The organism is Pseudomonas sp. SJZ078 (assembly GCF_007828255.1).
Lineage (GTDB): Bacteria > Pseudomonadota > Gammaproteobacteria > Pseudomonadales > Pseudomonadaceae > Aquipseudomonas.
In genome coordinates, this window is the sequence record NZ_VIUG01000062.1 from 1 (window position 1) to 12,172 (window position 12,172).

The 12,172-nt window shown below is 55.2% G+C and carries 7 protein-coding genes and 1 pseudogene; 2 read left to right on the forward strand and 6 right to left on the reverse strand.

Annotated elements, in window-relative coordinates:
• Positions 1 to 727 (forward strand): IS3 family transposase (locus tag FBY02_RS27510; protein WP_144931622.1); only part of this gene is annotated, 727 nt, incomplete at its 5' end.
• A 67-nt stretch (positions 728 to 794) separates the two neighbouring features.
• On the opposite strand, the gene FBY02_RS27515 is transcribed toward FBY02_RS27510, so the two are convergent.
• Complete coding sequence (locus FBY02_RS27515; protein WP_144931624.1) at positions 795 to 1,187, reverse strand: transcriptional regulator; 393 nt, start codon at positions 1,185 to 1,187, stop codon at positions 795 to 797.
• Positions 1,188 to 1,361: 174 nt separating this feature from the next.
• Between FBY02_RS27515 and FBY02_RS27520 the strand changes: the two genes are divergently transcribed.
• A complete protein-coding gene (locus tag FBY02_RS27520; RefSeq protein WP_144931626.1) occupies positions 1,362 to 2,093 on the forward strand; it encodes a thioredoxin family protein in 732 nt (243 codons plus the stop codon).
• A gap of 292 nt (positions 2,094 to 2,385) precedes the next feature.
• Here FBY02_RS27520 and FBY02_RS27525 read toward each other — a convergent pair whose 3' ends face one another.
• The 5 genes and pseudogenes from FBY02_RS27525 to FBY02_RS27545 all read right to left on the reverse strand — a co-directional run.
• Positions 2,386 to 2,673 (reverse strand): HigA family addiction module antitoxin, encoded by a 288-nt coding sequence (locus FBY02_RS27525; RefSeq protein ID WP_144931628.1) that lies wholly within the window; start codon positions 2,671 to 2,673, stop codon positions 2,386 to 2,388.
• Positions 2,673 to 2,951: a type II toxin-antitoxin system RelE/ParE family toxin gene (locus FBY02_RS27530; RefSeq protein ID WP_144931630.1), complete on the reverse strand. Its 279-nt coding sequence runs from the start codon at positions 2,949 to 2,951 to the stop codon at positions 2,673 to 2,675. Before FBY02_RS27530 ends, FBY02_RS27525 begins: the two co-directional genes overlap by 1 nt.
• A gap of 435 nt (positions 2,952 to 3,386) precedes the next feature.
• On the reverse strand, positions 3,387 to 3,947 hold the full coding sequence (locus FBY02_RS27535) for a hypothetical protein (RefSeq protein WP_144931632.1): 561 nt from the start codon (positions 3,945 to 3,947) through the stop codon (positions 3,387 to 3,389).
• Positions 3,948 to 4,633: 686 nt separating this feature from the next.
• Positions 4,634 to 4,972 (reverse strand): Imm45 family immunity protein, encoded by a 339-nt coding sequence (imm45, locus tag FBY02_RS27540; RefSeq protein WP_144931634.1) that lies wholly within the window; start codon positions 4,970 to 4,972, stop codon positions 4,634 to 4,636.
• Positions 4,972 to 12,111 (reverse strand): annotated as a pseudogene (locus FBY02_RS27545) (hemagglutinin repeat-containing protein); the annotation flags it as partial. The pseudogene FBY02_RS27545 and the gene imm45, both read right to left, overlap by 1 nt.
• Positions 12,112 to 12,172 lie beyond the last annotated feature (61 nt).

A 12,172-nucleotide genomic window follows, 5' to 3' on the forward strand; every position in this document is an offset into this window, starting at 1 on the left:
TCAGCGAGAGAAGCTTAAAGCCGCGCTGGTCAAGCATCACAAGGCATCGCGGGCTTCTGCGGGAGCGAGGACTTTGGCGAAGGAGCTGCAAGAGAAAGGGCATCGCATCGGCCGGTACTTGGCTCGCAGTTTGATGCGCGAAGCGGGGATCGCCAGCCGCCAGCGCCGACGCCATAAGTACAAATCGCCCGGCGTGGAAGCTTTGGTGGCACCGCACGTGCTCAAGCGTAAGTTTGATGTCACGGCGGTCAATCAGGTGTGGTGTGGCGACGTGACGTACCTCAAGGTCGGCAAGCGATGGCTGTATTTCGCTGCGATTCTGGATCTGTTCGCCCGTCGGATCGTAGGCTGGTCGTTTTCGATGATTTCCGATGCCACGCTGACCTGCGAGGCTTTGCGGATGGCGGTTGAGCTCAGAGGTCGTCCTAAAGAGGTGCTGTTTCATTCAGACCAAGGCTGTCAGTACACCAGTCATAAGTTTAGGAATGAGCTGCTGGCGCATGGCGTGCGGCAAAGCATGAGCCGTAAAGGCGAATGCTGGGATAACGCTCCGATGGAGCGCTTCTTCGGAAGTTTGAAATCAGAGTGGGTGCCCGAGACGGGTTACGCATCAGAACATGAGGCCCGAGCGGACGTGCAGCGTTATGTGTCGCGCTACAACATCACCAGGCCTCACAGTTATAACGATTACCGGTCGCCGGTCGTCAGGGAAAGACTGGCGGCGTGAACCTTAAATGGTGTCCAAGAATACTTGACCAGTTCAAGCCCGCTCCCACAAGGACGGCGCACACCTGTCAGGCAATTTGCGCCTTCGAAGCCAAGTCATCAAAGGTAAACTCATCCAGCGCATCTTCCTGCTCATCCAGCACCTGACGCGGATGATCATTACCGGGAATGCTGCTATCGATCAGGCTCAACAAGCGCGAACCCCGCATCGTCAGCACGAAATTCTCGCCATTGCCGCCCTCTTCCTCCGGGCGAGGCTCAATGAAGCCACGCTCCAGCAGCAACTTCTCGTACTCCCCGGCGACCGCCTTCAGATGATCGAGGTTCTCTGTCTCCTCGCCTGCGGCCGCTTTCGCCGCCACATACTCCTCCGCATAAGGCCGAGGCGTGAAACTGTGGCCCGCGCCATTCTGCACTTCGTGCAACAACTTTTCGATCAAATCCCAGTTATAAGTCGCCATCCTGATCCATCCTCCAAAGAGTGAGATGCCTACTCAACCTGTGACCGGAGCGCCACGCCACCGTTCAGCCAGGCTTCCGGGCGGACCGTCGCGTCAACCGACCAACGGTCTGTCGAATTCATCCAGGGCCAGACGACCACTTGTTGAAACGCCCTGCCTCCAGGAGAAATCACCATGAACGTAGAGAACCATCCAGTCGTCTCGCGGGAAGAATGGCTCAAGGCCCGCCAGCAACACCTGGCCCACGAAAAAGCCTTCACCCGTGAACGGGACAAACTCAGCGCCGAACGCCGCGCCCTGCCGTGGGTCAAGATCGACAAACCCTACCGTTTCCAGGGGCCGAACGGCGAACTCAGCCTGGCCGATCTGTTCGGCGGCCGCAGCCAACTGATCGTCTACCACTTCATGTTCGGCCCCGGCTGGACAGAAGGCTGCCAAGGCTGCTCCTTCCTCTGCGACCACATCGACGGAGCCAACCAACACCTGGCCCACCACGACGTCGCTGTAGTAGCCGTCTCCCGCGCCCCGTTCGCCGAATTCCAACCGTTCAAACGCCGCATGGGCTGGGCCTTCGACTGGGTCTCCTCAAACGGTTGCGACTTCAACTACGACTTCGGCGTCAGCTTCAAAACCGAAGACACCGCCGCCGGAAAAGCCACCTACAACTACGAAAAAACCGACACCGCCGAAGGCGAACTCCCAGGTTTGAGCGTCTTCTACCGCAACGAGGCCGGCGAAATATTTCACACCTACTCCACCTATGCCCGAGGTCTGGACATGCTGGTCGGGACTTACCACTACCTCGACCTCGCGCCGAAGGGGCGTAATGAGGACGAAATCATGGATTGGGTACGGCATCACGATAAATACGAGGACGCCAAGCCTCACAGTTGCTGCCACAGCTGATGCAGGGTGTTCACCTACCGCCCAGTCGAGCAAAGCTCCCCCTGTGGCGAGGGAGCTTGCTCCCGCTCGACTGCGCAGCAGGCGCCCACATTGCCTGACCTCGGGTGCGATATGATTGGGAGACGGTTGCGGGCGCAAGCGGCGGAGTAATGAAAACGGGCGACTTGAGAGTCGCCCGTTTCACGTTTCAACAAAAAACGTTGCCGTCAAAAGACACAATTGAACCAAGTAAGCAGGGCCGGATAGCAGCCAATCCTGTAGACAAGGGAGCAACTCATCCAACCTGAGCTGATCATGCAAAAGTGAGCTTTCCTACTTGCTGCAAATCGACGTGTTGACGAGCAATCCACAGATCGTAAGCATCTTGCATAGCCAGCCAGCTTTCCGGCGAGCGGCCGAGCGCGACCGACAGTCGCAGCGACATTTCAGGCGAAACGCGACTGGCCCTCTTCAAGACACGGCTCAAAGTCGAGGGCGCTACACCAAGCTTTTCAGCCAGTTCTCGACCGCTGATACCGTTGGGTTCCAGATAGATTTCGGTAATGAATTCACCGGGATGAGGTGGGTTGTGCATGTTCATCAATGGTAATCCTCATAGTCCAGTACATAAGCGTTTCCTTCGCGAAACTCGAACGTGAGCCGCCAGTTGCCATTCACCATGATCGACCAACGTCCGCGCTTTTCTCCCTTGAGCAGGTGCAAGCGAAAGCCCGGAATGTCCATATCATCAATGGTCATGGCTGTATCCAAGGCGGCTAGCTGCATTCGAAGCCTCTTGGCATGAGCTGGTTGTATGCCAGCTGTACTACCTGTTTCGAAGAGCCTACGTAGCCCCTTGTGCTGAAAAAACTTGATCATCGCGAAAGCCTACCATGTTGCGCAACACGCAACAAAAAAATCTTCCCGAAAGGCTCGTGAGATGAGTTCAACGATGAATGCCACATCAGGTAAGGGCGGAAACAGGTGGCTACGGAAGGATACGAATCTGACTTCATTCCGCTGCCCAGTGAATACCACTACGTCTATTTGCACTTTGGTCCAGCCGATGCCGGGTCCGGTGCTCCTCGTTGAGTCAGCTTATTAGCGGATCTATTAATTGGAAATCAGACACATCTCGGATAAAGGTGCGAAAATTCCGGTGCAGGCGAGCAAACTACTGTCCCCTTTTTGACAGTATCGTTGCGCGATGGGTGCGACGTGATGGATGTGATTGGACGACGGTTGCGAGCGCAGGCGGCGGAGTAATGAAAATGGGCGACCTGTTGGTCGCCCGTTTCGCATTTGTAAACTGAATCAGAGACTAGGTGCACTCGCAACAGGAACGCGCTGCTGAGGCTGAGTGGTGTCATAGACATGCAGTTCACAGCCCTGACCCACAAACTGAAACTCCGCCAGATAAACCTTACCTTTCTCCGGCGTGAACGTGGTGTTGATCGGCCCACAGCGGTAGCCACGGTTGATGCTCTCACCATTGGCGTAACCCGATACCTCGAATGGCTGATCGGGGTCAGCTTGTACTTCCAACTGAGGGAAGTGCTTCAAGGTCGCGCTGTGGGTCACTTCGTTAAGCTTGGCGATCCAGCCAAACACTTTGCCACGACCGGAATCCACTACGGTTCCCTGCACATCCAGGCGCTGGTCTGGGTCGTTGGCCCGTCTAATCGAAAACTCAACGGGGTATGTGGCGCCCGAAGCTTTCATGATGACTTTGGCTTGCTGTGCATCGACGGTTACCTTGTTTTGCTGGAGCTGGACGCCGTCGTTGAGCAGGCTGGGGGAAGAGTCTCGAACGTTGGATTTGCAGCCTGGTAGCGTCAAGATCAAACTCAATATAAGCAGTGTAGCTTTTTTCATCAACTCTCCTGACGTATTATTAATAGTTAAATAAGAATAATGAGAACCACATTCAATCGCACCCTCTCGATAAGGCATGGCTTAAGCCTGATGAATCGATACAACGGATTTAAAGATAGTTTGGAATTATTCAGGAACAGGCCACGACTAAAAGGCGAGTCGGCTTTAATCAACTCATATTCGCGACCCATTCTGCTAAAACTCCACCCCTCGATTGTTTACCCGCTAGTTATCGCTCAACCCGCACAAAATAATAAATCTGAAATCAGCATTTCTACACTGCTACCTTCTCCTGAATCGAGAACATCTTTAATAACAACCACCCCTTTAAAAAATCAAGCTCAACATCAAATCAATTGAGCTCACATTGCCTAGCTAAAACCTTTTCAGAGTCAGCTCGTTACTGAAGAGCCTTCCTTAGAACCTTACGAACAGAAGGTCTCAGCTCTTGCACAACAAACCGATCAACTAAATCATTATAAGCCATAGTTTCTCCATCAGTACGAGAGAGCCGTACTTGAAAATTTTTCTCAGTTGTATCAGCTAGTTATCTGTTAAGTAAGCGCCATTCAAATTTGTCTCCTTTTCCACTTTTCCAACCCCCTTTTTTATCCTGCCTTATTCCAACTTCTTGTTTTTTCGAAAATTCGCCCCTCCTCAGAACCTGTCCCCTTTTTGTTTTTTTACTAACGCTCCATCAAATTAGAAGGGACATCCGTTTGCTTAAACAAATAAACATTCCCGACAGGACAGTCGGGATACACCCACTTAGCCCAATTCTCGATCAGCCACTCTCTTGAAATTTCTCGAGTACCTGAAAAGCGACTTTCAACAGGCAGGCGCACCACTAAAAGGCCAGCCTTATTACCGGAGGCAACGGCAATAGAATGTCCATATTGCTCGTCAGGAATATCAACAACCATGAATTCTACAATTTCCTCGTACGGCCATCGAGCCGGGAGTCGAAATATCTGCCCACGAGTTATCGCCGGAGCCAAACTATCAACTAATTTTACACCTTCCATTACTTAACCCTCAAATCATGCCCACCGGACGCGTCCTTTGAATCAGGGACGGCAACCAAATCAAAATAAAACTCACTGATATGCTTCCCTGTTTTACCGTTCACCTGCTCCAGCCTACCATGCTGAGTATCCAAAGCATAAAGAAACCCGTCTCCCATCGTGTACACGTCTCGATCGTTTATTCTAGTTAGCCGATTATCCTTCTTCCAACCTAATGCCTTAGCTAACTCCCTGCCCCTGCTTTTTACGACAGCGACTCTTTCATCGTAAGGAAGATTAACTAGGCTCTTCTCAAATTCTGCCGCAGACTGCCCCCAAGGCAGGCTATAAAGAATACCTGGCGAGGGATTTTCAACGGAAGGATTGGTATAACTGGTGCTTCCCCCTTCAACAATCGGACTACCATCAGTACTACCTGGCAAAGAAGGTAGGTCAACTCCATCCCCGATACTTACAGGATGTAGAACATCATTATCTACTGATGGATTAATCAGTAACCCATGTTCCGGATCAAGCAAATGGATTGGAAAGGTGGTGCCTAATACTAAAAGCCAAAGCTCCGCCGACAGCGTCAGTTGCTGCTGCCCTGTGTAACCAGCCTCGTCCAAAGAAGCTACAACTGAATTCGCCGCCACCCGCATGTTTTCTTGGTTTTGCGGTGAGCTTTCAGTGGACAGTAATGCCGCACCCAAAGCAGCGATGGCACCGCCGGCTACCAGCGGTAGCGGCCCAAAATTCGATACTTCAGGATGAGGATTCTGCAATCGTTGAAGCAACACCAACATCCCATACGCCTGATCGGGATTTTGACCTGCAATATCAGCTATCTTTTTAGCAAGGGCCTGCACCTCAGCCGTTTCAGCACCGTTAGTAATGCCCCGTAATGCATCACCCGCGGCAGCTTCTCTGCGCTCGGCATCACGACTGCCTAGCTGCCGTTTGAAGGCTCGGACAACAGTGACTTTGTTTGCATCGTCAAAACTATTGCCCACCGCAATATTTGCCGCACCGAAAAGCAAGTCCGTTAAAACATTTAACGACTCGAGACTGTTTTCGCCGTAGTTTTCAACGCTTTTTTCCCATCTATCGAGTGTCTTTGTCGGGTTGAGCACAGCATCGACTGACGTACTGGACGCATACAGCTCCGTCCGATGTTCCTCATCCCGAGTTACCTCATACGCCTTGCTTACATCCCGATTCAGCCCCGCCGTGGAGTCGTCACCCGTAACCTTATCGTCACGCACAACAATCTCACCTTCGCCCACCGTAGCGCGAAGAACCTGTTCACGGTCTTTGTTGTAGTTGTAACCCTCAAGCGCCCAGCTGTTTTTCTCCTTCCCTTCCATGCCTTTGTTGGGTTTGTCAGCTTGCGAGCCGCTACCGGCGTTGTAGCTACCACTGACGCTGAGGTAATAACCATGCTCGTTGTCTTTACCGGTGATATCGCGGAAATCCAACGTATCGGTATCGAGTTTCAAGTTGCCGTTGTCCGCCGCCAATACCGCTCCATCCAGTTGGGTATGGTCCTCGGTACGAATGTCGACCTTGTTCTTGCCGCTGATAACGGTCTGGTTCTCGACCCAATTAGTTTTGCCGTGGGTCTGGCCGTAACCCACCGAGCCGCTGACGGTGACGCCGTAGCTCACGGCCACCGTGAGGCTGGCGTCGAACTCTTTACCCTCGACCTTGCCCGTATTCGGTACGGAAGTTACGGTGAGGTTGCGACCGACATCACCGATTACTTCATCCCCACGCAACGTGGCACCGGCAACAGTGGTATCGCGACCGCTTTCAAAGTTCAGTTGGTTGCCAGCATAGAGGTAAGCCTCCTGCTGCTGGATGCCTTCTCGTTCCAGATTTCCAAGGCCGATGTTGGCGCTGCCATAGACACCGATCCCGTCTTGTCCAAGGATGAGGCCGCCTTCAGTCCCCCAACTGCGTCGATTGCTTTCGCTGCTGGAGGCGTTTTGCGCCGACAGGATCTTAAGATCATTGTCAGCCTTGAGCTTGATGTCCTTCCCGGCAGTCGCCTCGGTGCCAATCAGGGTCAGATCATTTTTGGCTTTCAGGACGATATCACCGACGGCGTTGAGCTGAGTCGCCGTGGAGGTTCCCTGCGTCGATTCGTCCTGGCTACCGGCGTTGCTTATGCCTACACCCAGTTTGAAGCCACCGGTCGTTCCGCCTTTCACCCCGCCCTTGCTATAGGTTTGATCGCTATTCGTACTTTGTGCCCCGTGAGCCACGTCGAGCGTGATGTTGCGCCCGCTCACGTTGATATCACGCTCTGAGTCGAATCGGCCGCCACTTACACTTACATCGTTACCAGCCTCAAGGCTGATGTCATTCCCGGCGGAAAGACTGGAAGAGCGATTGCTCACCGATGTTTGGGTCTGGCGCTCACTAGTACTTGAGCTACCCACGTGTCCGTCGAATTTAGGACCGCTGAAGAACTGGTCGAGCGCATCAACCGTTTTCAACACACTGGAAGTCTTACTGACACCATCCTCGCCCTTACCCGAATCGCCCAAGGTATCCATGGTTTTGCCGAAGTTATAAGCGACGGTGGTCGTGGTGCCGGTACGCTTGACACTTTCGGTTGTCGTTACCCGGGTACGCTCGTCGACGGCCAGGATGTTGATGTCATGTACCGCTTTCAGTTTGATGTCGTTGTCAGCCTGGAGATCAGAGCCCAGTTGATTGATGTTGCGACCGGCATCGATCCGTACATCATGCCCCGCGTCAACCAGACTGCCAGCTGCGGTATTGCCATCGGTATCACGACCTTTCTTGACCGTTTCATTGCCCACGAAAGTGGTGTACCCGTTGGTATCGACATCCTGCTTGATGCCGAAGCTTTTATCGGTTTTCCAGCTATTGCTCCGGTGTGTATTAGTGCCGGCAAGTATGTTCACGTCGCGGCCGGCATCAAGCGTTGCATTTCGATTGGCACTTACACCGCTACCGACGATATTGATATCTTGAGCAGCGTCCAACACTGCATCATTCCCCGCCGTGATCTGACTACCCACGCCAGTGCTGCTAACAACTTCGCGCCCCTTCTTCTGCGACGAGCTCAGAGTGATGTCCGCTCCCGCTCCGGGTGTACCGGCAAATAGACCGACTGTGTCTTTAAGGGACAAACCGACCTTCTTCTTGTACTCCTCGGTCCGGCTGTAGGATTGGTTATCCGCTGCTGTGAGATCGATGTCGCCGGTTTTATCGATCAGACCGGCATGCAGTTCAGCATTGTTCTTCGCCGTGATTTCACTGGCTTGCATTGCGATGTCATGACCAGCGACGACCACCACATCGTTAGCAGCGCTCAGCTCGCTACCAACCTGGGTCACGTTAGTCTGGAGTTGACTCTTGCCGCTTTTGGACAGACCGAACAAACCGGTTTTTGTCTTTTTGCTGTACGCCCCGCTTTCTTCGGTAGCGGAGAGCACCGCTACGTCATTGGTGGCACCGACGATCAAGTTATCACCGGCCTTGAGCTCGCTGCCCATCACCGTGACATTCCGTCCCCCGTTCAGACTGACATTGCCATCTCCGTCCACGAACGTATTAACGGTGAGATCCTGTCCCGCTTCGATGACAGAGGCGACACTGGTGCTGCTGTAACTTTCTTTCTCAGTCGTCTTACTGCGACCGAACGAGCCTTTTTTCTTCTTGTAGTAATAGGAATAGTCCTGATCCTGCGCGGAAGCGATGATGAGGTCCTGTTCGGCATCCAAGCCGACGTCGTCCTTGGCCTTGACCCGACTGCCGATAATGCCCAGATCCTCCCCTGAACTCAGCGACACATCCCCACCCGCCGTCACGCTGGTGGACACCTGGCTCACATGGTCTTCCTGAGCCGTAACCTTCTTGGTCTTCCCATACGAATGCTGCTCATCCGCCGCCGACGCCAACGTCAGATCACCCGCCGCGCTCATGCTGATATCGCGCTTGGCTTCGATCTGACTCGCAACCGCCGTCAGATCACGCCCAGCCTTGACCGTCAGGTCGCGACCGATGTCCAGACTTGAGCCATATTGGATGATGGTTTCGTCGCGATGCAGCCCGCGGGTCCCACTGGCGATGCGTTCGGCCGAGGTGAGGTTGATGTCGCGGGTGGCGCTCAGGGTCGTGTCGGCACCGCTTTTCAGTACCCCACCGACGTTGTTGATGTCGCGCCCGGCGTTGAGGGTCAGGTTGTTGGCGGCTTCGATGCGGGCGGCGCTGTCGATGAAGTCGGTGCGTTCGCTGCGGTAGCCGCTGTCGCTTTCGTGGGTGGTGACGGTGCGTTCGTTGATCACGTCGCCGTTGGTGGCAGTGAGGGTGACGTCGCGTCCGGCGATGATGCCGCCGGCCTTGTTGACGAGGTTGTTGCCCGCCAGCAGGTCGAGGCGGTTGCCGGCTTCCACCAGGCCGCTGTTGACCAGGTCATTGGTGCCTTTGGCCGACAGGTTGTTGCTGGCGCGCAGGGTGCCGGCGTTGTTCAGGTCCTTGCCGGCGATCAGGGTCACGTCGCTGCCCTGGATCAACGCGCCGTTGGCCGCGAGGCGGTTGTTGGCGTTGGCCAGGTACAGTACCGGCACCAGGACTTGCTCGCCGTTGACCTCGACGTTTTCCATCCAGACGATGTCATGGGTCAGGGCCGCGACTTGTTCGGAGGAGAGGCTCACGCCCAGCGACAGGTCGAGTTCTTGTTTGCTGGCGATGGCGTTGTTCATCAGGTACTTGAACATGTCCTCGTTGGAGGTCTGGCCGTCGATGAAGCGTTGACCGGTACGGGCAACCACGGCTTGCTGGATCAGCGTCTGCTCGTACAGGCCATCGCCCAGGCGCTTGGCGCTCTGGTCCGGGTCGTAGCCGAGGTTTTGGAGCAGGTAGTCCGAACTCATGAACTGCTTGAGGTCGGTAAGCACCGGATTGGTTTCGATCAGGTATTTGTGCGGGTTGGCCGCCACGGTGCTGGTGGGCAGGCCCTGGACGCGGTTGAGCGTGAAGTCGGCGCTACGGCCGGGCAAGGTGCCTGTTACGGTGGAGCCAGAGGTGCTGGTGTCGAGGCTGCTGGCCTGGTCGGTGGGCAGTGTTTGCTGACGCTGGGCTGAACTGATGCTTGCAGTGCCCAGGGTCCAGCTTTGTGGACCGCTGGCCGGCGCGCTGCCATCCTGCCCGCTCAGGCGGAACAGGCCGTTCTGGCCGGTGGGCAGCCTGAAACCGGGCAAGGCGACCGGGTTGACCTGCTGTTGCGCCAGGTTGGGGGGCAGTTGCGCGTTGATGTAAATCGGCGTCGAGTACGCACTGCCTGCTCTTGTGTCGACGTTGACAGAGCCTGCCCCGACATAGGCGTAATAAGGACGGACTACGCTGTTGTTGATGTTTTGGGTGGCATCGAGAGTGACGTTTCCACCCGCCTGGATGATTGCGTCAAGGGACCTGCCCTCAATGACCTGACTGCTGGATGGAAGTGTTTGCCCCATCCAGGCCAAAAAGTTACTCAGGTCCCGTTCGACCGTGGCCGAGGGTATCGGATCGTTTCGTTGGATGAAGATATCGGCCATTCGAATGGCCGAGGCAGTTTCATTGACCCAGCTCACATATCTTCGAGTGGTTTCAATGATCTGCTCCTGCAGCCCCTTGTTGTTGATGGTCGAGGCATGAACAACCAAGTCGCCGGCTGCCGTTATGACACTGCTGGTGTTGTTGACGTCAGTTGCGGTGATCGACAGCTTCGCGCCGCTGTTGATTGAAGCGGCCTCTGAGTTGCTCGTGATCGTCAAACGGTCGGTCTCTGCAACTTCCCAGAGCGCGTTTATGCGACCGCCGCCACGATCATCACATCCGTACGAAATCAATGTGCACGACAGCCGGGTAATAGTCGCCTGACTCTTCTCATGTTCGGTGTACTGCAACACATCCATGACGTTATTCACCGTCGTGGCTGCGATGGTCAGATCGCCAGTGCTGTCAATTCCCCCGGACCGGTTGTCCAACAGGTCCGCCATGGTTCCGTTTTCATCCCGGGCGATCAGTGTGCTACCCAGGCTGTAGACCTGCCCATAAAGGTTGGTGAAGCGCGGAGTCAGGAGCTGCATATTGCCGCCACTGAAAAACAGGCCATGATCGTTGATCAGCGAGCCGGCGGTGAGACTCAATTGTTGAGAACCCGCCAGTGTTCCAGCGTTGTTGATCGTGCCCGCACTCACCAGCATTTTGGCTGCGGAGGTAATCCGGCCGGCATTGCTCAATTGCCCACTAACCGCAACCGTGGTGTCACCGCCACCGGCAATGCTGGCGTCTGCGGCGAGGCTCAAACCCGCAACGTTTATGTTGAGCGTGCCGAGGCTGCTGACCCGACCGTTGCCCGAATAGGAACCGCCCAAAGTCAGGCTCAGGCTGCCGTCGCTGGCGATCAAGCCATCGTTGGTCCAGCGGCCACCCGTACCGATCAGGCTAGTAGTAGCCAGCAACTGGCCGCTCGCGGTCTGGGTGAAGTTATTGACGTTGATATTCAGCGTGCCTGCTTGCAGTACGCTGCTGTTGGTCCAACTGTCAGCGTTAAGCGTCATGGCACCACCGGTGACAAAGCTGCCGCCTGCGTTGATGACATTGTTGGAGGAGATACCGAAGTTGCCGCTCCCGGCATGCAGAACGGTACCGCCTGTACTGAGCAGACTGCCGACATCAAGACTCAGATCGCTGTTGGCGGTTTCCAGGGTCCCGTTGCGGTTGTCGAACAACCCGCCGATCTGGAACTCGGTCTTGCCACCAGCCCCCAACGCCCGCAACTGCCCCGTCTGGTTATCCAGGCTCGCTGCCTTGATCGCCAGGGTGCTGTCACTCTCGATGATGCCCAGCCGGTTGTTCAACGCACCGGTCAAATCCAGATCGATCTGGCTACCCGCAATCTGCCCATCATTGTCGCCGCTGTTATCGAAATCGTTGCCGGTAACGCTGACCTTGCCCTTGGCATACAGCCCACCGTTGCGGTTGTCGAAGTTGCGGGTGTTGACGATGGCATCGCCGGTCTGGGCCGAGATGCGCCCGCCGTAGTTGTCGATACCGCCCAGGGCGATCAGGTTCAGGCGCTGGGCCTGGGTGATGCCGCCCTGGCGGTTGTTGTTCAGGTCGTAGCCGTTTTTCAGCACGCCGCTCAGTTGGGTGGTCAGCAGACCCTGCAGGCTGGCGAGTACGCCGCCACGGTTGTCC

Coding starts and splice junctions, on each gene's coding strand:
- FBY02_RS27515 (WP_144931624.1), bottom strand. CDS start 1,187: ATGGCGACTTATAACTGGGATTTGATCGAAAAGTTGTTGCACGAAGTG.
- FBY02_RS27520 (WP_144931626.1), top strand. CDS start 1,362: ATGAACGTAGAGAACCATCCAGTCGTCTCGCGGGAAGAATGGCTCAAG.
- FBY02_RS27525 (WP_144931628.1), bottom strand. CDS start 2,673: ATGAACATGCACAACCCACCTCATCCCGGTGAATTCATTACCGAAATC.
- FBY02_RS27530 (WP_144931630.1), bottom strand. CDS start 2,951: ATGATCAAGTTTTTTCAGCACAAGGGGCTACGTAGGCTCTTCGAAACA.
- FBY02_RS27535 (WP_144931632.1), bottom strand. CDS start 3,947: ATGAAAAAAGCTACACTGCTTATATTGAGTTTGATCTTGACGCTACCA.
- imm45 (WP_144931634.1), bottom strand. CDS start 4,972: ATGGAAGGTGTAAAATTAGTTGATAGTTTGGCTCCGGCGATAACTCGT.